Source organism: Chlorogloeopsis sp. ULAP01 (assembly GCF_030381805.1).
Taxonomy (GTDB): domain Bacteria; phylum Cyanobacteriota; class Cyanobacteriia; order Cyanobacteriales; family Nostocaceae; genus Chlorogloeopsis.
In genome coordinates this window covers 668,135-689,894 of record NZ_JAUDRH010000001.1, presented here as the reverse complement: position 1 = coordinate 689,894, position 21,760 = coordinate 668,135, and the positions used below count along the sequence as shown (strand labels likewise).

The window sequence follows — 21,760 nt, the reverse complement described above, 5'->3', positions numbered from 1 at the left end:
TTTCATAACATAATCAATCCCAATCGCACACCTACACTTACAGCTTGGGTGCGGGTTGAAACACCAAGCTTATGAAAAATAGAAGAAATGTGAAACTTCACGGTATGTTCTGAGATCTGCAACCGTTTGGCGATCGCTTTATTTGCCAATCCAGAAGCGAGCATTTCTAAAACTTCGATTTCTCGTGGTGTCAAGGTTTGGATGGAATTGCTTAAACTTGTGTCACGAATACTATCTTTTAAAGACAATAAGGACTCAAGGACATCAGGGTGCAGAACTACCAAACCTAAAGCGACTGATTCCACAGCTGCAACAATTTCTGACTCGCTACTAGTTTGGGGCAAGATACCTCGAATACCAAAACGCAGTGCCTCTGCTAAGTTAAGGCTGTCAAGTTCATCAGTAATTAATAGCCAAGCACACGAGTATGCTTGCTCTGGGTTGGAAAGTAATTTTTCCCAATTCCAGTTCTGTAGATAGCCATTCAAATCTAGCAGCACCACATCAGGTTGTAATTGTCCAATTTCTTTTGTCAGTGCATTCAAGTCGGCTACGCTGCCTACCACCATGATTTTGGAATCAGTTACCAGCAGTGCTGACAACCCTGCCCGCACTAGAGGTGAGGCAGCGACTACCAGTACCCGAATCATCTTTTCTCCATAGGATTTTTAGCATCAGGCTGTGGATGAATTTCACCACAGAGAAAACGCTCAACAGTTGAACTGGGAATTGCCACACCTAAACCATTTACAATCATGGTATTAATTCCAACAACATGACCGAGGCAGTTGGCAAGAAGCCCGCCAGAATTGCCAGGAAATAATTGAATATCCGCCATCAGTAATCGTTCGTTCTTAGCAGAAACAATTCCAGTAGTGACTGCACCTTTATCAGCAAACGGATTTCCTACAGCTAAAACCAATTCCCCCACCCGCAATCCATCTGCATTCCCAATAGTTGCAGTGGGTAGATTGGTAGCAGCAATTGTGAGAGCGGCTAAATCCAACTCTGGAGCAATTTTAGTACGCACAGCTGTCAATACTCGTCCATCTGCAAGTTCAACAATCGCACGTCTGTTAAAAGCAACATGGGCGTTTGTGATGATGAGGCTACCCGGAAAAAGTGGAGATGACTGCCAAATCACACCGGAACCACCAGTAAAATAACTGCTACGCACTTTCACCGTAATAACACGTAGCTGTTTTCCTAAATTTGACAGTTCATCAGCAATGTTAGTCAATGTTGTGGTATTCATATGTGTCTTTAATGTTTAGTTGAGAATTAGTAATTAAGTAGCCCTTGCTGGAGTGCGTAAACTTAAGGCAGGGAACAGGACAATTAAACTCATCTGTCTCCTATTCCCCCCAGTCCCTAGCCTCTAGTCCTCTACTTACTCAGTTGCTCGTTCACCTACAATGATCGCTAATTCCATCAACACTCCACCCCTGACAAGTTGCATCTTCACAGTTTTGCCAATGCGATCGCTATGATTGAGCAGTGCCAGTACATCAACTGTATCGGTTACAGGATTGCCATCAAGCGCCACTAACACATCTCCGATTGTGACACCAGCTTTGTCAGCAGGACTATTATGCTCAACATTGACGACAATTACCCCAGTCGCAGCAGATAAATTGAGTGCGATTTGCAAATTTTTTGGTAACTGTACTGGTTGCATTCCAACACCCAAGTAACCGCGTGCAATCTTTCCAGCAGACAGCAACTGCTGTACTACTCGATTCACTGTCGCAGTGGGAATAGTCAAAGCTGTACCCCGTCGCCCCGATGTGTTCATGCCCACCACATAACCAGTTGCATCTACAAGTGGGCCGCCTGCAAAACCAGGATATAGTGTGATATCTGGGCGGATATATTGGTCGATATTACCGCCACTCAGACTCTGCCAAGCACCACTAACCGCACTTACAGTACCCATTGCAGCCCTAATGTCTCCATCGCTGCTTCTTGCTAATCCCAGTACTAGATGTCCAACTTTGAGGGTTTTAGCATCGCCGATTTGTGCCACTGGAATGTCTGCATTTTCTAGTTTAAAGACAGCGATATCAGTACTAGGATCGTGACCCAGGAGTATTACTGGTAGTTTGCGATCGCCTGCCAAGGTAACGGTGATTTCGTCATAGCGTTGAAGTGACTCATCTGAGGTAACAATAACACCATTACGCCAGTGGATACCGCTAGGAGAGATGCGCGAACCAGCATTAATTGCTACTACTGTCTTCTCCACCTGCTCTACAATGGCAGCAACACTATTAGATAAATCTAGTAATGAAGACATAAATTTTTCCACAAATTTTCCTAGATGCTCAGATTGTGCCGTTTTGTCTCTAAAAATGACATCGGAAAATTGGGCAGAATTTCACCTAGAAAAATGGGTAGGCTCAAATCTTGCATCTATGCTCTTGTCTGCCAAGAAATTTATTTCTTGGCTAAAAGCTAAAGTCAGTTTTAACTGACTTAAACTATAAGCCTAGTACTTCAGTTCCAGGCGTTTTAGGGGCAAGCTGTAGATGTGAGTAGGGGTGGGAAAGTCTGAAAATAGACTCTATGTTATGCTAATGGCAGCGAAAATCGAAACGTACTTCCTTTGTCTAGCTCACTTTCGACTTGAATCTGGCCTCCCTGCAACTCAACCAAACTACGTGTTATGGCCAAACCAACCCCAGTACCACCCGGACTGCGGGCGCGGGAGCGTTCTGATCGCCAAAATCGGTCAAAGACAAAAGGTAAATCCTTCGCCTTAATACCATGACCTGTATCAATCACTGCAATCCATAACTTGGGAGGTTCACTCCAAACCCGTACTGTAATAGATCCCTTAACGGTGTAGCGCAACGCATTGCCAAGTAAATTGACCATAATCTGCTCAACTCGCTCAGGATCGGCAGACACCAGGGGCAGATTGGGCTGACACTCCAAACGCAATACGGGCCCATCTTCTACTAGTTGATCGGAGAATCGCTGAATCAGGGAAAGCAGGAGTAGATATAGATCAGTAGGTTGAATATTGATCGGTAAATAGCCTGCCTCTGCCTTAGATAGTTCTTGAATATTATGAACTAAGCGACGTAATCGGGTTGTTTCTGCGGCTAATCGCTGAAATACTTCTGGTGAAGATTCGATTGTGCCATCTGCTAAACCCTCCAGATAACCCTCTAAAACTGTCAATGGTGTACGTAACTCATGGGTTAAATCTACTACAAGCTCCCGACGACGCTGTTCTACGTCTTCAAGATTTGATGCCATTCTGTTAAAGCTAGTAGCAAGGCGGTTCAACTCTAAAATTTCACTCTCAGTTACACGCGCTTTTAAGTTTCCCTGAGCAAATTGCTGAGTAATTTTCTCCATCTGAATTAGGGGTTGTACAACGCGCTTGGCAACGATGTAACTCAAGCCACCTGAAACCATTGCACCCATTACCAATGACCACAAAGCTCCCCGGCTCCAAGCTGACTCAAACTTCCAAATCAGATCGTTGCGAATTTCACTGAGGTCAAACCCTCGTCCTTCTAAACGCTTTAAATGTAAGTCAAACAGATGAGGTGAGAATACTCTACCCACTATCACAAGGGTTGCCAACCCAACTAACATGACAACAATGTGGGAAAGCAATAATCGCGATCGCAAACTGAGTTTACTCACAATTCATCCTAAAATAACTGGGTCTTCAAACTTATAACCCACTCCAATTACAGTTTTAACAAAAGTTGGATTAGCTGGGTCAGGTTCTATTTTTTTCCTAAGACGTGCGATGTGGGTATCAACAACTCTGTCTTCGCCAAAAAAGTTACTGCCCCAAAGTTTGTCAATTAGTTGAGTTCGATTCCAAACTCGACCTGGGTAACTCATAAATGTTGCTAACAGTTCAAACTCTAAGTTTGTTAGATCTAAAGGAGCTGATTGCTCTGCACTTAGAATCCGTCTTGCTGAACGTTGTTCAAGATCAATGATAAAGTGTTGAGTTTGATAAATTTGACTTTGCTTGCCGTGACGTAGTGTCCGTCGTAGGAGCGCTCGCACACGAGCTACCAGTTCTTTTGGGCTGAAGGGCTTGATCACGTAGTCATCTGCTCCAGTGGACAAACCAATGACGCGATCAATTTCCTCACCTTTGGCTGTCAACATCAGGATGTAAGGATCTTTGGAGCTTGGTTGCTGTCGAATACGTGCACAAACTTCTAATCCGTCTAAACGAGGAATCATCAGATCCAGAATAATCAAGTCAGGTTTTTGCTCCTGAAACATCTCAATTGCAGTTGCTCCATCTCGACAATGGCGACAAGAAAATCCCTCTCTTTCCAAATAAAGTTGAATTAACTGAGCAATCTCAAGCTCATCCTCAACAATCAAAATCTCCATTAGCCTGATGAAAGTTTTTCTGTCAATAATCATATCAGTAAAGCATGAATACTTTGAAGATTTAGTAAAAAGCACAAGGAGAACTACAAAGAAATTGCAAAAGCTAATTTCCAGTGACATCAAAGAATTACTTACTATTAAGTAATCTCATGGCTTTTATTAATTTATATAAACGCTAAATAAGTTTTAACCTATTATTAAAGCTATTAAATTTGTCACAATATCGTCATAGCAATCACACATTGTTGTAAAAATAAAATTGTAAATTCACAGATAACTAAATAACTAGAATTTCTGTAGTCAATTAAATTTGATTTTCTTTATTTTTATACTATTTTACTAGGAGGTCATTTATAGAGTGATTATTAAGTAGAGGAGGTAAAAAACGGTCAGATGTTCTCCCCACCGAACTTCAGAAGTTTCCTCCAGGACGCTTCGCGTAGACGCGCTCTGCACGGCTTCAAGGTAGAGTACGGCGGTAGACGCCGCTCTGAGTTCTCGTTTTATTACCGTTGTGTTACGGCTATGCGAGAACTTGAGAGTTTAAGAATGTGGGAGAATTAGCCGTAACGCAACGCATAACGCATCCTACAGTTTAAGGTTTACTTTATAAATCATCTCTCAAGTTTTTTATTTTTTGTGCTTTAGCGACTTCATAATGTTCTATTCTTACTTTTTCATTGAATTTCAAAATAACTCACTCTTCTTAGAGGTAAATGAAATTGGAGCAACTCAATCAACAAACAGAGCAACAGTCAGTGCTCCCTTTAAGAAATGCCAAAAATAAATTACTCACTATTACCATACCCACATATAATCGTGAATATTTACTTGATAAATAACTGGCATAGTCAGCTGATGTCAATTCATAGTGGCGTAAACTATAAACTTAATAAACTGGGAAAAGATAGCATCTTTAGTTTTTGAGCAAAGAAACTGACATAAGTTAGACATAGCTATGTCATATGGAATTAATAGCGTGAAAGTATCATTATTTATGGTTTTTCAGGTTTAACTGAAAAACTAGAACATAAATTAGCACGCTTAAAAAAGTTTATAAATTCAGTTATACCTATGCCTGCTTTTTTCTTTGCTGTGGTTTTTATCGGCTTAATAACTTTATCTGGCTGGGCTGCGATCGCCTACTTGTTTCCTAACAGCCATTCTCAAGACTAAACTCTACCGCCATAATTAATGTATAAATATTTACATATTTAAAGTAGAAGAGAAAGTAAATTTTGCAACTATTATATAAATTTTGTATTAACTAGTTCATTTTATTTTTAAAAATTTATACTTAAACCGGAACTGGAATAATTTTGCCAAGATATTCCTATTCCAATTTTCTAATCGATACTCTCATTAGAATAAATTTTAATTAAGTGAAAGTACTGTTGTAGCGTGCTTCTGAATTCCATTAGCATTTATCTCAAATAGATCAGCGTTGGATAGAGAGTAAGATATATGACGATTCTATCTGAGTTTTTAGCTATGACTATATTTGGGCTAGGCATAATACAGAAAGCTTTGTATGGCTTACATAACAGGATATCCTGAGGAATAAATAATTCCAAAATAGGTGGTTGTTAGCTGCTGAGAGGCTCACAACATTAGTATCCGCAACTATTTAAGCTTGAAATCGGGTAATATAAGTTATTTTACTGAAGAATAAAAACTTAAGGAGTGTTGGCAGTGAACAGGATACAATTAGCTTTAGTTGTTAGTTATTTAGTCACAACTGGCTATTTTTCTCTCACTTACTTAAGATTTTCTCTACGCCATCCTACTTGTTCTCCAGAAGAAAGTTTTTTATCTCTAGTAATGTTTGTGGTGACAACAATTTTATGGCCCTTATTGATTCCCATATCTTTGGTACAAACATTTAAACTCAAGGAATTTAAATTCAGCACAGTAGTTCCCGTACTTGTAGCCATATCTGCATTTAGCTTTGTACTTCACATGGCGTAGCTGGGTTTATTAGTAGTTTGATACATTAATTTATTGTTTCCTTATACCATTTCTATATGAAGACACATAGAGATAACCCACCGCCTGCGGCACCTCCCCTTGCCAAGGGGAGGTTGGGAGGAAACAAAATAATGTGCAGCTTTACAGAGAATTGGGATTAGTTTGAATCAAATAAGCTTTGCTTAACATTCAAGCCTCCCTCGGCATTTTAAAATGCTAAGTGATACAACTCATGAAAGAGGAATATCATGGGATCTGCTGAGATACAGGGAGTATTATGGGGAGCAGCAGCTGGGGATTGGGCTAACTATCAAGAAGCTACCTCTGTTCCACTTTGGCATGATGTTTTGTATGCTGCTCGCGCTGGAGAGGGCATGAAAATTCTCGATGCTGGATGCGGCGCTGGTGGTGCGTGCATTGAAGCAGCCAAGCTTGGATGTGAGGTGACGGGTGTTGATGCTAGTGCCTCACTATTGGCGATCGCACGTCAACGATTACCTCAAGCACGGTTTGAACAAGCCGATTTGGAATCACTGCCCTTTAGAAACGAGGAATTTGATGGTGCGATCGCAGTCAACTCAGTTATGTATGCTACTGATATGCAGCAAGCGATTAAAGAATTGGCAAGAGTAACTCGCTTGCACAAAAGAGTGGCGATCGCTTCTTGGGGCAAACCAGAAGACTGCGAAATGAGAGATGTCTTTAGTGGAATAATCAGTATTTTACCTTCTAAACCGTCGGGTGGCGGCCCTTTTGTGCTTTCTGCACCCGGAGTATTGGCAGCACTGATTGAAAGTTCGGGATTGCGCTTTGTAGAACAGGGTGAAACTCGTTGTGATTTTAGTTACCCTAACATAGATATATGCTGGCGTGCTTTGTCTTCGGCGGGTTCTTTGCAAGCAGCCATGAATGCGGTTGGTGAAGCCGCAGTACGGGAGAAAGTCGAAGATACAGCAAGAAAATACACAGATTCATCAGGTGCAATTACTTTTCGTAACACCTTTATTTGGGTAGTAGGGGAGCGTGTCTAATAGTTATGCAGGCTTATACAATTTTGGATTTTGGATTATTGCCTTGGTGTATCTAGATTTGGTGAATGCATCCACCCTTAATCACTTTTCAAATTGGTATTGGGTGTGGCTGTAGCAATCATCATTCCCCACAAAATCCCAAATCTGACTTTACTGGCGCGACGAATTTCAAATCCTCCTACCGTCAGCAAATTATGAAATTCAGCTTGAGAGTAGCACTGCTTGTAAGCAGAGTCAAAAATTTTCAGTATTACATCACAAACCTGACACAAAAAATAATCCCTGCACCAATCCAAAATTACCACGCAACCATCGGGTTTGAGAACTCGTTTCATTTCTGTTAGCGCGGCATTGGGGGCATCAAAGTAGTGAAAGGCACTGGCAGACACAATGACATCAAAACTATCATCTGCGAAAGGTAGTTGTAGTGCACAAGCAGTTTGAAAAGAGACGTTAGTGTATTCATGACACTTGTTTTGAGCTATTGCCAACATTTTCTGAGAAATATCTACCCCAACCATATGTTGAGTAGGATTTTCAGCTAGTACAATCTTTTCAAATTCCCCGGTTCCACAGCCAACATCTAAGACAGTTGCCGATGGTGGAATTGCTGCCCAATTTTTGAGGAACAATAGGGTATTTAAAATATACCTACTCCAACGGCGATCATAGACGTTCGCCATCTGGTTATATTGCTGGCTAACTTTAGTTTCCATCATGATGAGTTTTTCGCTTCATGTAACAACATCTGTGCAAATTGGTGACATGGATGATTGGTGGATAAACCACTGCGCCAAATCACAAATAGTTCTTTGCGTAAAGGCTTGCCATCTACATGGATCGGAATGGCTTGTAGTATACCTGCTGCAACTTCTTGAGTAACTGATTTTGACAGCACTATTGAAACTCCCAGCCCTGCTTGTACTGCTCTTTTTACAGCTTCTGTGCTACCCAATTGCATAGAAATTCGCATCTTCGCAAATTGCTCACCAAAGTACTGTTGTAGCAAACGCCCTGTACCTGTACCTCGTTCACCACCCAACATTTCTACAGTTTCTAGATAGGCTTTGGGTACACTGGGCAAATTACACCAAGGATGATGTGGTGGCACTATTAATACAAGTTCTTCACTTTGCCAAAGTTGAACTGTAAAGCCGGGGCGATGATCCCACCATTCCATTAGTGCTAAATCTACTACTCCAGTTTCCAGCTTGTGAGCGATCGCTGGATTTGGTTCGATTGCTAAATCAACATGGCAAGAATTTCCATACTGCTGCAAATAATATTTTACATAGGAGGGTAAAAGGTAAATACCAATGTTAGAACTTGCTCCAATTGTAAGTTTAGAGAGTTTGAGGGCAGATACTGCTCGCTCTGTCGTCAAAATTAAGCTCTCGGCATAGGGTAGAAATATTTGGGCAGTAGAAGTTAGTTGATTGCCTTTGCGATCGCGAACTATAAGTTGAGACTTGAGGATTTCTTCTAACTTTTTGATGTGTTGTGATACAGCAGGCTGAGAGATTCCCAGTTGTTTGGCAGCTTCACGAAAACTCCCTGTGCGCACAACAGCTAAAAAGGTTTGTACATAATCCAAATTCATTCACGTACACTGGAAATTAGGGAACAGAGAATAGGGAACAAAGAACAGTTTGAAGAATGTATAATATCAATTTTGGATTTTGGATTAAAACCATTGATTAATAGGCTAGTCAAGAATCTTGAAACAAAACTCCCGCGTGCCAATTCGGTATAGTTAATTTTGTTGAAGTATTTAAAACTAATTAGACTGAACGGGGTAGTTGATTGCACCTTGGGGAGATTTGCCCTGTAAAACTTGTAGAATATTTTCGGCTGCTTCTAGCGCTATGTTGCGGCGCAAATCGTCAACAGCAGATCCGAGATGTGGTGTCAGAAAACTTTGATTTATGTTTTCCAGTAAATACTGAGGAATACTACTGGGGCGATCGCTGCGATGCCAATCTTCCATTTCAAATACATCAGCAGCATAACCTGCCAAATGTCCAGAAGCTAGTGCTTCACTTACAGCCTGCTCATCGACTACAGAACCGCGACAGGGATTAATCAGAAAGCTGCCTGGTTTCATTTTTGCTAAAGTGTTGGAATTAATGAGATGAAATGTTTCTGGTTGTATAGGCACCATCAATACGACAAAATCACTGGTAGTTAGTAGAGTCTGAAAAGATACCTTTGATAAACCCCAGGCTAGTTCTTGAGCCTGAGTTAAAGCAACAGGATCGCAGTAGAGCAGTTGCATCTCGAATCCTGACAGGCGTTGAGCAAGTGCTTTTCCCAATGCACCCATGCCCACAATTCCCAGTGTGCGATTTGCCAAGCCCATACCGTATAACTGAGGTTGCCAACCAGTAAAGCGATTTGTGCGAATTAGGCGATCGCCTTCTAGCATCCGACGTGCTAACCCAATTATTAACCCAACTGTGAGTTCAGCCGTAGGGGCAGAGAGCAGAGAAGGTACGATTGTAAACCAGATACCTCGACGCGTACAGGCATCAACATCAAAATTATCGTAGCCTTTGAGGGCAGCAGCAATAACTTTCAGTTTTGGGCAGACTTGGAGAAATGCTTCATCAATGCGATCGGGCATGAATACCATTAATGCATCCGCATCTTTTGCCAGGTTCAGGATTTCCGCACGGGCTAAAGTCTCCCGGCTGGGATTGGCAATCACCTCACAGCAACGGCTGAGGTATTCAATCACTTCTGGATGCACCCAGTGAGTAATCACAACTTTGGGCTTCATAAGCAATCCTCAAACCAAACGCCGACGCAAATATCCACTGAATCCATCTACCAGCGTTACCATTACTAAGATGACAAGCAATATCGCCGAGACTTCCTTGTAGTTGAGAATGCGTAAAGCTCCAATCAATTCAAAGCCAATTCCACCAGCACCAACTGCTCCCATCACAGTAGAAGCACGGAAGTTGTATTCCCAACGGTAAAGAGTAACATCTACCATCTGTGGCAACACCTGCGGCAGAACACTATGGTAAATGACTTGAAAATTGTTCGCACCAGCAGCGCGTGCAGCTTCAATCGGAGCTTCATTGACATGTTCAATATATTCGGCAAAGAACTTGCCCACCATCCCAATCGAGTGCAGCCCAACTGCTAATGCACCAGGCAGCGCCCCAAACCCAACCGCCGCAACCAAAATAATACCCATAATCAGTTCTGGTACAGATCTTAAACCATTAAAGAGTAGACGAGCAAATTGAAATACCACTGGATGGGGTGTAGTATTGGCAGCAGCCAACAATGATAGTGGCAAAGAAAAACCAACAGCGATCGCTGTTGCAGCAATACTCATTGCCAGCGTGTCAAATAGAGGTTTAATCCAGCTTGCGGCTTCACTAAAGTCAGGCGGAAGCATCTGGCGAATTAGGTTAATACCACTTGGAACACCTTTTGCCAATCGTTCCGTATCCAAAAGGCCAACCAGAAAAAAAGATATCGCAACAATGGCAACAACAATAGCCCCTTGTACTAAATAGCGATACCTCTGTCGCCGTTGTTCTCTAAGCAGCGTCTCAAATTTTTGATAAGTTTTTATTGTCATGAAACTTAATTTTCAAATCAGCTATTCACGGGAAAATTCCACAACGCTCGTCATGAAAATTTGACTCTTCCTACATCCCTACACCCATTTTCAAGACAGATGAGTCAGTGATGAGATAGTTGGAGAATCTAGATTTGTACTCTACAATCGATTCTCCTAACAAGTTGCTTACTGATTCAATTTGGCAAAGTCAAGATTTAAAGTTTTGCCCAAATCGCGCACTACATCATAATCTTGATCATCAATAGCACCAAATCCATCTGCTTTGAAAGCTTTCAAGACTTTTTCATCTTTGAGATCGAGAAATGCCAAGCGAATTTTTGACTTTAGTTCTGGGTTTAAGTCAGAGCGCATTGTCCAAGGGTATTGAGGATATGGTTTAGATTCTGCAACCACCTTGACTTTATTATTATCAATCACTTTGCGCTCAATTAGGGTTTCAAAAATTGGTTTGCTTAATCCACCAACTTGAGCATTATTATTTTGAACTGCAACTGCAACTGCGTCGTGAGAACCGACAAAGGCTTCTTGATAGTCTTGTTTGGGTTGCAAGCCTTTCTCAGCCAGCATTGATTTGGGAATTAAATGACTGGAAGTTGAAGCTTGATCGCCAAACGCTACTGTTTTACCTGCAACTTTTTCAATCGAATCAATCCCGCTTCCTGTATTGGCAATAATCACTGATTGGTAGGTTGTCTCACCATCTTTTTTTAAGGCTGCAAATGGTTCAATATTACTTTTAGTTTTAGCTAATACATAGGACAAGGGGCCGAAGTATGCTAAATCTAGGCGACCATTACTCGCAGCTTCAATCATGGAAGAGTAGTCAGTGGTTACTACTAATTCAATATTTTTACCTAACTTTTCTTCTAGATACTTTTCTAGCCCCTGATTATTTTTGATGATTGTTGAAGGAGTTTCATCAGGCAGAAGGGCGACTTTTAAAGTTTTGGGATCGGCGACATCGGGATTAACCATAGTCGCAGGGCTAGTACTTAGAGAAGAAGCATTAGTAGCAGTTCTATTATTGGAGGCTTGACAGCCAACCAGTGCAAATACAGCTAATGCGACAGAAGCAAGCACTTGTTTATTGATTGCGATCGCCATTGATATTCTCCTGATCGTTGAGACAATATGAATTGCTTGAAATTTCAACTGGCAACTTCTTCTAATTCATTGGGGGTTGTATCATCGCTGTTGCCGTAAATTCCGTCAAGCTCGCTCTCCCCAATATCCACCGCCCTGCCATCAAAAACTACACAACCTTGACATAGCCCAACAATGCGATCGGCATAGGCTCTAGCTAAATCAACTTGGTGCAGACTGACGATAACGGAGATGCCATCTTCTTCACAAATCTGACGCAGGAAAGAAAGAACTTTATGAGCACTGGCGGGATCGAGACTGGCGACTGGTTCATCTGCCAGAATCAACTGTGGCTGCTGCGCTAAAGCACGAGCAATTCCTACCCGTTGCTGCTGCCCACCACTTAAGTTATCTATTCGTATCAAAGCTTTACTCAAAAGCCCAACTCTGTCTAAACATTCTAAGGCAATGTATTTGTCAGCTTTCGGTAATGGCAACAAGCTCCGCAGTGTTGAATGATAAGCTAAACGTCCAATCAGTACATTCTCTATTGCAGTCTGTCGTCCAATTAACTGGTGTTGCTGAAAAATCATGCCTGTGCGTTTTCGGTGCTGATGCAATACCCTGGGTTCCTGTAGATTTCCCAAACTTTTAACAGTTATGCGCCCTGCACTCACCTGCTTTAGTCCATTTAGACACCGCAGTAAAGTTGATTTGCCTGAGCCAGAAGCTCCTAATATTACTGTAAACTGCCCTTGATCAAAGCCCAGAGAAATTGATTTCAGGGCTTGAATTCCGCCGGGGTAAGTCACACTCAAGCCGTCAAGCTCAATCATAATTCTTAGAAAATTACGATAGTTGGGGTAATAAGCTTTATGACTGTTCCTTTTTAAGCAGCCAAACCTAGTATTAGATGTCAAAAAGTGTGATCAGGCACTTGAGATAGAGAAAATTTGATTTAAAAACATAATCAAAAAACAGTTTTGATAACAATAACTTCTCACACTCTCTTAAAGACTGAGTTAAGTTTTGATTGTTTTCAGATTAAAAACAGACATAAAGTTATGCAAGTTATGCCAAGCTAAAATATTTGCTTTTGGAACTTTAAGTTTGATTAAAAGTATAAAAAGATATTGTCAAACCCAGTTTGGTTGCGTAAAAAAAGAGCTGATCAATACTGGAGTGGTTGACAGATGAATATATCTTTTGTTCTAGATGTTGCGATCGCCTTAATTTTTATCTATCTAATCTTGAGCTTATTAGCTTCTGAAATTCAAGAGTTGTTAGCTACTGTACTGCAATGGCGAGCGGCTCATCTGAAGAAGTCAATTGAAATTCTGTTGACTGGTGGCGAAGGAACAAAAAATGATCGCCAAGTTAAAGAAATTGTTCAACAGCTTTACGATAATCCTTTAATCAAAAATATTAGTCAAGAATCCAAAGAGGGTGTTGAGGCATGGTTGCGTCAGTTAACTCGATCTATTGTCATCTTTGGTAGAAAAAGCCACCAAATTACTCTCAAGGGCAATGAGCCTTCGTATATGCCCTCCGAAACATTTGCAACTACCCTACTAGAGAGGCTCAATCTTCCTCAATTAGCTCAGAAGATGACAGCTCTTAATCTCCAGAAAATGATCAAAGAGGAAATAATTCTCAAAATTGAGAGTTATGTCAGTGATGGAAATCTGCAAATTACCGAGGAAACTCGCTACACCTTAAAAAACGAGGCTGAGGGTTTCAAGCAAAGAATTAATAGTATTCGTGCCGATTTTTGTCATCGCAAAGCAACTTTACTGACTAGTGTAAATCGACTCCGGGATGAACTAGATTCATTCATTGCCATATCTCAACTCCTTGCACCTATCTCAGTTCAACATTATACTCATGGCGAGCACACAGGTGATCCTCAAGTGGCAACGTTTATTACGCAACTCAAATCTCTTAAAAACGCTATTTTCTATCAGGGTAATCCTAGCTATCACAATGATCATTACAACAGTACAGATGAGTTGCTGCGACGGTTACAGCCAAGTCTTGCCCAAATTCTAGATCTGTTGGTGGGTGAAGTTAAAAATAAACACAGCAAATTAGAGCGGGTGAACGAGGCTTACAAGTCTTTTAAAGAGGAGTTTTGCAACCTAGATAATAACGACGATATCTATAAGGCATACCAGGCAATCGAACAAGACATTATTAATATCCGCGATCGCCTACCTAATTCAGTGCGAGAAAGCTTTGCGGCTTTGGCAAGACGCGCCCAAGTTAATCTCAAACGTACTCAAGCTCACGAACAAGCCATAGCAGAAGAGATTCATCAATTCCAAACTGAAATTCAAGTTTGGTTTGATAGCTCGATGGAGCGAGCATCAGGTGTTTACAAACGCAATGCCAAAGGAGTTGCCTTTGCGATCGGTTTTTTGCTTGCCATTATTTTGAATGCAGACACCTTTCATATTATCAGTCGCCTGAGAACAGACTCTGCTCTACGGGATATGCTGGTTAAAAATGGAGAATTAACCACTCAAGCTTGCCTTGGCTCAACTAATTCAGGTAGATTGGAATGTTTCCGACAAGAGGTAAACCAAACAATTCCATTACCAATCGGACGAGATGCAACTAACCTCAAGCAGCAAGCTCAAGAAAGCGAGAATTGGTTGTTTCCACCACTGAGAAGTTTTTTGGGTTGGGTTGTCAGTGGGTTGGCGATCGCAATGGGTGCGCCTTTTTGGTTTGAACTGCTCGGCAAGATTATCAATGTTCGCAACTCAGGTAAACCTCCTGTAAAAAGCAGCGTTCATCCAAGCGCTGAATAGTCCGCTCTTTGCTAGAAGCTACTGCTGCTCCTGAATGTACTGGTTTAGATTTTTTGCTATACTCCTAATTACAGGATTTATTTTCGGTTGAGAAATTGGTTTTAGCAATTATAACGCGTCTCTCCGAATCTAACTCTACATTTTGTTGATTTCGGAGATGAGCTATGTCGATTTATATTGGTAACTTATCCTATGAGGTTACAGAAGAAGACCTCAAGGGGGTTTTTGGCGAGTATGGTAACGTTAAAAGCGTTCAGGTACCAATGGATCGGGTAACTGGACGTCCTCGCGGTTTTGCTTTTGTAGAAATGGATACAGAAGCACAAGAAACGGCAGCCATTGAGGGACTTGATGGTTCTGAATGGATGGGACGTGATATGAAGGTTAATAAAGCCAGACCACGCCAGGATAGAAATCAAAGAAGTTATTCAGGCGGGAACTTTGGTAATAATAACCGCAATAGTCGTCGCTATTAAAAATTTTAATAAAAATTAACATCAAGAGTCTCCAGCAGATCAAATAAATCAAATTGCTTGGCTGTGCTGGAGTTTTTGCTTTTATGTAAATTCCACTGTTTACCTGTAAAGGAGTAATAAGTAATGACGCAAGTAGTACTGGGAGAAAACGAAGGTATTGAGTCAGCTTTGCGAAGATTTAAGCGCCAAGTTTCTCAAGCAGGTATCTTCCAAGATCTGAAAAAAAATCGTCACTTTGAAACTCCATTACAAAAAGAAAAGCGTAAAGCTGTTGCCAGACGCAAGCAACGTTCGAGAAGCGGTTCTCGCTACAGATAAAACACGACAAGAACAGTTGGGTAGCAACAAGATTTCCTTTACGGAATTACAGCAATACAGGATGTATGAAGGAGTGTGTTCACAAAGTTTTGCTGATACTGTTAATTACTAAACTCTTGCTGTGCTGTTGACGGGAAAATGCTACGACTTTATCATGTTTTACTCGGTGGTGTTTTAGTATTGTTGCTACCGTTAGGAATCAAGGTTGTTAGTCCGCGCTTATCTAGAACAAATGGTATGCCAGAACAACCTCATGCTTCTTCTTTAGCATCAAAATCAAATCAGGGTAATCTTTGGAAGAGTATTTTGGATCAAACGGCTTCTCCTACAGGTTGGCAAGTCGCTGCTTGTGATGGAAATACGTCTGTGTTGTGTGTATCTGCCAATGGAAAACGTTTGGGTACAGTGGAGATAGCAGTTTATCCATTAGAAAAACAGCAGAACTTTCAAAATTTACTGCGTCAGGCAGGGATTGAACCTGGCAAAAATATAGATTACCAAAATCCTCAGTACAAAACTCAGGTATCAACAGCGTTGAATGCTTGGGTTAATGACTATTACACATTTCTATCAAAAGAACGTCAAGGTAGTTACGGCAATCGCATTGCTTTTTCAACTCATCCCCCGCAACAAGCTCAGGTTGGTAAACTCCAAGGACTGAGTTATGGTTTTACTGGGGTGAAGGTACAAGGTGGAGTACAGGAACACCATCTTGGTTATGTTGCCTTTGATGGTAAGAATCTTTATGTGATTAGAACTGCTTTTAATCCAAGTTTAAAAACAGGTAAGTTTGAGCGATTGGAAAATTTGGCAATCTTTGAACCTTATCTGCGTGCGATCGCTGCAAATTTGCGATTACCGTAATTCTAAGTTCAGAGTCTTGATTGTATAGTTTTATTAAACGCAGAGGCACCCCAAGGAAACGCGGGGGTACGCAGAGCTTTGTCAAATTTAATTCGCTACGATTACACATTTACATAACTAGATTTGTCAACTCATTCATAAAAGCACGGAGGGTAGCCGTGCCTTTATGAATAAGCTAAATCTCAGCTACGGCTCGTTCAATTAATCGACGTGCCAGGGTTTGTGTGCCTGTATGTTCGTAGTAATTTGTTGCCACATCTAAGAATGCTGCTAGGTAATCTAACTTGTCATCGGTAACTTCGACAAAGTTTTGTAAATGGTGAACTACCTTTTGGGGCGTTAAATTGCGTGAGGCAACTAAACCGCTCATCCAACCTTTAACTGAGTCAAAGCTCTCGCCGATAAAATTCAATTTGCCAGCAGGATTGTTTCCTGGAATTGCATCCTGAATGCTCTTAAAAGTGGAGTTTTGTTCTAGCTCTTGTGGGCTTGTCTGGTTAATCAAAGATATACCTTTGCTGATAAAGTCAGGGCCAAGAGGTATCAAACCATCAACACAAACTAGCGCTACCATGCGGATTAATGACTCGCCGCTATACTCACCCAAAGAAGCAACAAAGTCTCCAATGCTGTCTCCGGGAATGCCGTTGATGCTACAAAATGCCACTAACTCTGCCACTAATTTCAAGCATAAGTCAATGGTTTGGGCTTTGTCTGGTTTAGGAGTAACAGCGTTAAGAAAGCCCAATAAGGGAATTTTTTCTCCTACCTTATTAGCTAAGGCTGCTGCGCCAAGAGCTTTATCTGTACTATCAACGGTTTGATACAACCACATTGCCCGTTGATATCCTTGAGAGCGATCGTTGTAGAGATATATTGCCCGTTCACCGATCGCCTGAATTAGACTATCGTCGGTTTCGCCAGTTACGGTTTTAATTGTGTTGACAAAACCAACTACGTTTTGCCACTCACCAGGAGCGACAAAATCCAACGAGTTAAGCATTGAAACAGTTAAGTTACTGGTTGGCAACTCGTCAACCAACTCAAATATTGGTTTACTCACAAAAATCTCCTTATTTATATTTAGTCATTTGTCATTGGTCATTGGTCATGTGTTCTTCGCTAATGACAAATAACAAATGACTGAGAACAATCTTTTATTTCAGTCGTGCCAGCCCGTTGAGATTAAATTTTTGGAGCCAAGCTTCGCGATCGCTGGCTGTAAATGATGGCGAGCGGGAAAGCACTTTTACTTGGTAGCGATTGTTTACCAGTACTGCTGTTTGTGTATTGCCAATTTCCCGCGCTGGATAACCTGCAATTTTTTTAGTGCTGTTTGCATAGCTAGCTGCTGTTGTTGGTGTGCTTGTGGTATCAGAAATAGCCAGCATCGCCATATCTTTACCATCTTTTTTCAATTTGGCTTCAGCAAAACCTTTCTTCTCTTGAGTGAATACACGTTCATAACCATTTCCCGCAGGTGGAAAAAATTTGTTAAATTCGCCACCTTGAGTAGCATTTTTAGCAACGGCTTGTCCTGCTTTTTGTCGACTACTTTCTTGCTGCACTTGATCAAAGCGCCCCGGTTCTTTGGCGGTGCAAGCTGTAGTCAGTAGTAATACTGATAATAAAACAACTGCAAAAATTTTACGAACACGAAGAAAATTCATGCTTGGCTCCTGTTAATGCTGAACTGAATAAATAATGAAGTCAGCTATACTGAAGGCAATCAGTAAAAATTATTTCACACTTTTTTATATCCTTCAGATTCTCTTCAAGGCAATTATCAGCGTTTTGATTGGTCAATACCAGAAAATTCACTTTTTAATAACAGTTGCGTGGAGGTTACTAATTTTCTTTGGTTAGCTACTAATTTAGAACAAAAGTCAGAGTTAGAAGCTATTGATTACGCTGCAAAATCTTTACCTCAGTAACTGCGATTAGCAATCACGGCATAGAATGGATCTCCACCACCACTAAACCACTGGAGAAAATTAGGAAGCTGACTGGTATGAACAATCACTTCTGGGGTAGTAAATCCAGGATGTGACTGGAAATAGCTTTTGACTAATTCAACTCTAGTTGCTTCTGAACCGTCCCGCCACGCTTGAATTGCCTTTTGAAAAAACATTCGGTTAGAAAAGCTAATAATTGCCACACCACCTGGTTTCAGAACGCGGTGGATCTCGGAAAATACTGCCTCAGGATATTGCAAATATTGCACAGAGACACAATTGAGAACCGCATCAAAATCTTGATCCTGGAGTGGTAACTTCGGATTTGCATTGAGATCTTGTACAAAATAATGATTTAAGCGAGGATTGCGTGCTAGTTCTTCAGCATTGAGTCCGTGTGCTTCTACATGGGCAAACTCCATTTCTTCTGGCAAATGGGATACCCAACTGCTCATCATATCAAGAATGTGAGTGTTTGGTTGCAGGCGTTGGCGATACAAATCTGTTAGCTGTTGAATGAACCCTTCATCCACATGAGTAACAAAGCGTGGAAAAGAATAAAACAGCTTGTCGTCGCCTGCGTCTATCTTATTACGTTGATCTGGTCTTAGCAGCATAAAAATCGAATTTAAGCAAGATTTTGCCTATATCTGTTAGCTTGTTAGAGATTTTTTGGTGAAAAAAGTTGGATCTCACCATACATATATTAAAAAAAGTCTGAAAAATTAGGTGATTTACATAGTAAACAGGGAACAGGGTTGGGAGAATAAGGGACAGAGAAAAACTGTAACCTTTAACCTGTACCCTTTTTTTATTGACGGAATGTTATTGAAAATACTAATTTCTCCCTCAATTTGGCAGCGTTTACACCTCTGGGCGGGTTTCCCTTACATTAGTCTGCTAATTTGGCTACTGCCATTATTACTATTGAGTTCTGGACATAGTAGCTTGATGGCGCATGATGAAGGATTATATGCTTGGCGATCGCGCCAAATGTTTGAGTCTGGTGACTGGATCAATCCTTGGTCAGAACCCCATCATAAAACCCCTGGTTTCTATTGGTTAATAGCCACTTCTTACATTTTTTTTGGTATTAGTGAAACTAGCGTGCGTCTGCCAAGCATGGTTTTTGGTGTTCTGAGCGTGCTACTTCTATACGAAATTGGGAAAATTCTACTTGGTAAAAAAGTTGGCTGGCTTGCTGCTGCAATTTTGAGCGTAGAATTTCTCTGGTTGCAATATTGTCGTTTAGGCACACCAGATGTGCCGATGATTTTTTTAGTCCTTTTAGGAATTTGGTCTTTACTAAAAGCGGAATTAGATTCAAAATATGGCAATTTTTATCGCTTCATTGCGGGCGCTTGTTTTGGTTTGGGCTTTTTAGTTAGAAGCTTTATGATTTTTTTGCCGGTGATCGCTTTGTTCCCTTACCTAATTGGGGAACATCGCCGTCATCGCCATCTGACAAACCCCATGTTGTATTTAGGGTTGACAGTCGGTTTAATTCCCACTTTTGTTTGGCTGTGGTTGAGTTTTTTACGCTTTGGCAATGATAGTAGTGCAGAATTACTCAACTTTGTGTTTAGACTCGGTTCTAACGATCGCCGAGATCACGGAATTTTCTTCTATGTATGGAATGTCCCGATTAAAGCGTTTCCTTGGTTTTTTTTCAGTCTTTTAGGCTTATTTTTAGCTTATCGTCGTCCCCTACCCCGCTACAATTCCATACTAATTGGCTTTCCTCTAGTTTTATTTGTTGAACTTAGTCTTTTTTCTACTCGTCTATCTCATTACAGTCTTTTGCTTTATCCGTTCATTGCCTTGCTTGCAGCCGTAGGGTTAGATTGGCTGGGTTGGGTGTATGATACAAAATTCAAATCATTTGAAATGAAAGACGCGGAGAATTTATCAGCAACTTTCTTTGCGTCTTTGCGCTTGCGTGTCTCCGTGTCCTCTTATCCTCGTGTTCTCAGCTATATTTTTGGTGTATTAGCTGTTTTATTATTATTAGCGGGTGCGATCGCTTTGGCTTTAGGTAGTGGCGAGATCCGCAAGTATGCAATCCTGGCTTTGGCTTTAGGTGGTAGTTGGTTGATTTTGCCTGTTGTGTGGATTTGTCGTTACCGCTTTGGCAAGCAGTCTCTCACTTCTAGTTATTGGCTGGGTGGGTGGTTGATTCCGGCATGGCTGACTTTAGCTATGGCTGGTAGTTACGGCTTTTTGAGTGATTACAATCCCGATGTCAGAACTTTTTTGGTACAAGGGGCGATCGCTCAAGTTTTACAACATCATCCCATCCACTTTGTTCAAGTTGGAGGCAAAACTGGAGTATTGCTCAATTTCTACACTCCCTACATCGGAAAACGAGTAGACAAAATTTCCGAACTGCCAACTTCTAGCTATGCTTGGATCTCTGCCAAACAAGCGTCTGAGTCAACCACACCTCATCAGGTGCTTGGAAAGATACAACAATACCAATTGGTTCAAGTGCTGCCGTAGGACAGTAAATAGAATGAGGTTGAATTTGCTTAACTCTGTTCTATGTAACTTAATGTGACAATTTTATCACTTGTATCTACAAAATTGAACGTCAATTTTATCACTAAGCGTTAAAAAACATATTATTAGAGTTAAGGTATCATAAATAACAATGATAATTGTAGAGAAAAGCATGAAAGCAATGAAAATAAATTTTTGTAACTTGTTTTTAAACAGAAAGTTAAATATTTATACTGAATATTGAGTATAAATAATAATCATTTTTATTTTTTTGCTTTCCCATAATCCTTTTTATCTTTTTTCTCATGTTGCAGATTGTTTTTATCATTTGGGCATTTTTTCAAGTTGCGATCGCCTGGTTTTGACTCTCGCTAATAATACTTATGATTATAGTTATATAAATAGCTTGAGCCTACACAAGTAATTATCATTTTTAGTGTATTATTTTTGTAGTTATATTCATCTATTTAATGATTTTTTCGGAGAAGCACAAGACATAATGTAAGCTTGACTAACTGGATACAAACTTGATATATAGTTAACATCCAATTTAGTTGAACATAAGAGCTTTTGCCTTTGTTTAACGACGCCTAAATCTTGAATTTTTAGGTCAGTCAAACACTTGTATTGAATCTGTAGCCTTACTTTTGGAATAAGCCACAGAATAATAAAGATCTCGATAGATCTTTTTTAAAGAAAAATTCAGAAGTTCAGAATACAATCAAATGGGGATGCAAGTCCCCACTTATACCATTTACCGTTCATCACGATACAT

The 21,760-nt window shown here is 40.7% G+C and carries 21 protein-coding genes; 7 read left to right on the top strand and 14 right to left on the bottom strand.

Annotation, left to right across the window (positions count from 1 at the left end; all coding sequences use genetic code 11):
• Positions 1-2 precede the first annotated feature (2 nt).
• The 5 genes from QUB80_RS03000 to QUB80_RS02980 all read right to left on the bottom strand — a co-directional run bounded on the left by QUB80_RS03000 (position 3) and on the right by QUB80_RS02980 (position 4,377).
• Positions 3-650, bottom strand: a complete 648-nt coding sequence (locus tag QUB80_RS03000; RefSeq protein ID WP_289788000.1) for a response regulator transcription factor — start codon at positions 648-650, stop codon at positions 3-5.
• Complete coding sequence (locus QUB80_RS02995) at positions 647-1,255, bottom strand: S1C family serine protease (protein ID WP_289787999.1); 609 nt, start codon at positions 1,253-1,255, stop codon at positions 647-649. The genes QUB80_RS03000 and QUB80_RS02995 overlap by 4 nt, the downstream gene beginning before the upstream one ends.
• Positions 1,256-1,390: 135 nt before the next feature.
• Entirely contained in the window at positions 1,391-2,296 is a 906-nt protein-coding gene (locus QUB80_RS02990; RefSeq protein ID WP_289787998.1) for a S1C family serine protease, read from the bottom strand.
• Between the two features lie 272 nt (positions 2,297-2,568).
• The gene (locus QUB80_RS02985; protein WP_289788128.1) at positions 2,569-3,609 is read right to left on the bottom strand and encodes a sensor histidine kinase; all 1,041 of its coding nucleotides are present in this window, start codon (positions 3,607-3,609) and stop codon (positions 2,569-2,571) included.
• A 54-nt stretch (positions 3,610-3,663) separates the two neighbouring features.
• Positions 3,664-4,377: a response regulator gene (locus QUB80_RS02980; protein WP_289788127.1), complete on the bottom strand. Its 714-nt coding sequence runs from the start codon at positions 4,375-4,377 to the stop codon at positions 3,664-3,666.
• 1,692 nt (positions 4,378-6,069) lie between these two features.
• Here QUB80_RS02980 and QUB80_RS02975 point away from each other — a divergent pair.
• Both QUB80_RS02975 and QUB80_RS02970 read left to right on the top strand, forming a co-directional pair.
• Complete coding sequence (locus QUB80_RS02975; RefSeq protein ID WP_289787997.1) at positions 6,070-6,345, top strand: hypothetical protein; 276 nt, start codon at positions 6,070-6,072, stop codon at positions 6,343-6,345.
• Positions 6,346-6,593: 248 nt separating this feature from the next.
• Positions 6,594-7,376: a class I SAM-dependent methyltransferase gene (locus tag QUB80_RS02970; protein WP_289787996.1), complete on the top strand. Its 783-nt coding sequence runs from the start codon at positions 6,594-6,596 to the stop codon at positions 7,374-7,376.
• A gap of 77 nt (positions 7,377-7,453) precedes the next feature.
• On the opposite strand, the gene QUB80_RS02965 is transcribed toward QUB80_RS02970, so the two are convergent.
• The 6 genes from QUB80_RS02965 to phnC all read right to left on the bottom strand — a co-directional run bounded on the left by QUB80_RS02965 (position 7,454) and on the right by phnC (position 12,896).
• Positions 7,454-8,095, bottom strand: a complete 642-nt coding sequence (locus QUB80_RS02965; RefSeq protein ID WP_289787995.1) for a class I SAM-dependent methyltransferase — start codon at positions 8,093-8,095, stop codon at positions 7,454-7,456.
• Entirely contained in the window at positions 8,092-8,976 is an 885-nt protein-coding gene (locus QUB80_RS02960; RefSeq protein WP_289787994.1) for a LysR family transcriptional regulator, read from the bottom strand. Before QUB80_RS02960 ends, QUB80_RS02965 begins: the two co-directional genes overlap by 4 nt.
• 177 nt (positions 8,977-9,153) lie before the next feature.
• On the bottom strand, positions 9,154-10,155 hold the full coding sequence (locus tag QUB80_RS02955; RefSeq protein ID WP_289787993.1) for a phosphonate dehydrogenase: 1,002 nt from the start codon (positions 10,153-10,155) through the stop codon (positions 9,154-9,156).
• A gap of 9 nt (positions 10,156-10,164) precedes the next feature.
• Positions 10,165-10,974: a phosphonate ABC transporter, permease protein PhnE gene (gene phnE, locus QUB80_RS02950; protein ID WP_289787992.1), complete on the bottom strand. Its 810-nt coding sequence runs from the start codon at positions 10,972-10,974 to the stop codon at positions 10,165-10,167.
• A gap of 168 nt (positions 10,975-11,142) precedes the next feature.
• The gene (phnD, locus tag QUB80_RS02945) at positions 11,143-12,081 is read right to left on the bottom strand and encodes a phosphate/phosphite/phosphonate ABC transporter substrate-binding protein (RefSeq protein ID WP_289787991.1); all 939 of its coding nucleotides are present in this window, start codon (positions 12,079-12,081) and stop codon (positions 11,143-11,145) included.
• 44 nt (positions 12,082-12,125) lie between these two features.
• Positions 12,126-12,896: a phosphonate ABC transporter ATP-binding protein gene (phnC, locus tag QUB80_RS02940; protein ID WP_289787990.1), complete on the bottom strand. Its 771-nt coding sequence runs from the start codon at positions 12,894-12,896 to the stop codon at positions 12,126-12,128.
• 357 nt (positions 12,897-13,253) lie between these two features.
• Here phnC and QUB80_RS02935 point away from each other — a divergent pair, with 357 nt between their 5' ends.
• The 4 genes from QUB80_RS02935 (at position 13,254) to QUB80_RS02920 (ending at position 16,531) form a co-directional block, all read left to right on the top strand.
• Positions 13,254-14,873 carry a hypothetical protein gene (locus QUB80_RS02935; RefSeq protein ID WP_289787989.1) on the top strand — a complete coding sequence of 540 codons (1,620 nt, stop codon included), beginning with the start codon at positions 13,254-13,256 and terminating at the stop codon, positions 14,871-14,873.
• A 164-nt stretch (positions 14,874-15,037) separates the two neighbouring features.
• Positions 15,038-15,349 carry an RNA-binding regulator gene (gene rbp / locus QUB80_RS02930; protein WP_289787988.1) on the top strand — a complete coding sequence of 104 codons (312 nt, stop codon included), beginning with the start codon at positions 15,038-15,040 and terminating at the stop codon, positions 15,347-15,349.
• A gap of 123 nt (positions 15,350-15,472) precedes the next feature.
• The gene (gene rpsU / locus QUB80_RS02925) at positions 15,473-15,667 is read left to right on the top strand and encodes a 30S ribosomal protein S21 (RefSeq protein ID WP_289787987.1); all 195 of its coding nucleotides are present in this window, start codon (positions 15,473-15,475) and stop codon (positions 15,665-15,667) included.
• Positions 15,668-15,805: 138 nt separating this feature from the next.
• A complete protein-coding gene (locus QUB80_RS02920; RefSeq protein WP_289787986.1) occupies positions 15,806-16,531 on the top strand; it encodes a hypothetical protein in 726 nt (241 codons plus the stop codon).
• Between the two features lie 175 nt (positions 16,532-16,706).
• Here QUB80_RS02920 and QUB80_RS02915 read toward each other — a convergent pair whose 3' ends face one another.
• The 3 genes from QUB80_RS02915 to QUB80_RS02905 all read right to left on the bottom strand — a co-directional run bounded on the left by QUB80_RS02915 (position 16,707) and on the right by QUB80_RS02905 (position 19,103).
• Positions 16,707-17,594, bottom strand: a complete 888-nt coding sequence (locus QUB80_RS02915) for a hypothetical protein (RefSeq protein ID WP_289787985.1) — start codon at positions 17,592-17,594, stop codon at positions 16,707-16,709.
• Between the two features lie 94 nt (positions 17,595-17,688).
• Entirely contained in the window at positions 17,689-18,201 is a 513-nt protein-coding gene (locus QUB80_RS02910; protein ID WP_289787984.1) for a hypothetical protein, read from the bottom strand.
• A gap of 257 nt (positions 18,202-18,458) precedes the next feature.
• Positions 18,459-19,103: a class I SAM-dependent methyltransferase gene (locus tag QUB80_RS02905; RefSeq protein WP_289787983.1), complete on the bottom strand. Its 645-nt coding sequence runs from the start codon at positions 19,101-19,103 to the stop codon at positions 18,459-18,461.
• A gap of 205 nt (positions 19,104-19,308) precedes the next feature.
• Between QUB80_RS02905 and QUB80_RS02900 the strand changes: the two genes are divergently transcribed.
• On the top strand, positions 19,309-20,985 hold the full coding sequence (locus QUB80_RS02900; RefSeq protein WP_289787982.1) for an ArnT family glycosyltransferase: 1,677 nt from the start codon (positions 19,309-19,311) through the stop codon (positions 20,983-20,985).
• Positions 20,986-21,760: the final 775 nt, after the last annotated feature.

Excerpts from the sequence above, each read along its gene's own strand:
- QUB80_RS02990 (WP_289787998.1), bottom strand. The coding sequence starts at position 2,296 with ATGTCTTCATTACTAGATTTATCTAATAGTGTTGCTGCCATTGTAGAG.
- QUB80_RS02910 (WP_289787984.1), bottom strand. The coding sequence starts at position 18,201 with ATGAATTTTCTTCGTGTTCGTAAAATTTTTGCAGTTGTTTTATTATCA.
- phnD (WP_289787991.1), bottom strand. The coding sequence starts at position 12,081 with ATGGCGATCGCAATCAATAAACAAGTGCTTGCTTCTGTCGCATTAGCT.
- QUB80_RS02920 (WP_289787986.1), top strand. The coding sequence starts at position 15,806 with ATGCTACGACTTTATCATGTTTTACTCGGTGGTGTTTTAGTATTGTTG.
- phnC (WP_289787990.1), bottom strand. The coding sequence starts at position 12,896 with ATGATTGAGCTTGACGGCTTGAGTGTGACTTACCCCGGCGGAATTCAA.
- rpsU (WP_289787987.1), top strand. The coding sequence starts at position 15,473 with ATGACGCAAGTAGTACTGGGAGAAAACGAAGGTATTGAGTCAGCTTTG.
- QUB80_RS02970 (WP_289787996.1), top strand. The coding sequence starts at position 6,594 with ATGGGATCTGCTGAGATACAGGGAGTATTATGGGGAGCAGCAGCTGGG.
- rbp (WP_289787988.1), top strand. The coding sequence starts at position 15,038 with ATGTCGATTTATATTGGTAACTTATCCTATGAGGTTACAGAAGAAGAC.
- QUB80_RS02985 (WP_289788128.1), bottom strand. The coding sequence starts at position 3,609 with ATGTTAGTTGGGTTGGCAACCCTTGTGATAGTGGGTAGAGTATTCTCA.
- QUB80_RS02955 (WP_289787993.1), bottom strand. The coding sequence starts at position 10,155 with ATGAAGCCCAAAGTTGTGATTACTCACTGGGTGCATCCAGAAGTGATT.
- QUB80_RS03000 (WP_289788000.1), bottom strand. The coding sequence starts at position 650 with ATGATTCGGGTACTGGTAGTCGCTGCCTCACCTCTAGTGCGGGCAGGG.
- phnE (WP_289787992.1), bottom strand. The coding sequence starts at position 10,974 with ATGACAATAAAAACTTATCAAAAATTTGAGACGCTGCTTAGAGAACAA.
- QUB80_RS02900 (WP_289787982.1), top strand. The coding sequence starts at position 19,309 with ATGTTATTGAAAATACTAATTTCTCCCTCAATTTGGCAGCGTTTACAC.
- QUB80_RS02980 (WP_289788127.1), bottom strand. The coding sequence starts at position 4,377 with ATGGAGATTTTGATTGTTGAGGATGAGCTTGAGATTGCTCAGTTAATT.
- QUB80_RS02965 (WP_289787995.1), bottom strand. The coding sequence starts at position 8,095 with ATGATGGAAACTAAAGTTAGCCAGCAATATAACCAGATGGCGAACGTC.
- QUB80_RS02995 (WP_289787999.1), bottom strand. The coding sequence starts at position 1,255 with ATGAATACCACAACATTGACTAACATTGCTGATGAACTGTCAAATTTA.
- QUB80_RS02960 (WP_289787994.1), bottom strand. The coding sequence starts at position 8,976 with ATGAATTTGGATTATGTACAAACCTTTTTAGCTGTTGTGCGCACAGGG.
- QUB80_RS02935 (WP_289787989.1), top strand. The coding sequence starts at position 13,254 with ATGAATATATCTTTTGTTCTAGATGTTGCGATCGCCTTAATTTTTATC.
- QUB80_RS02905 (WP_289787983.1), bottom strand. The coding sequence starts at position 19,103 with ATGCTGCTAAGACCAGATCAACGTAATAAGATAGACGCAGGCGACGAC.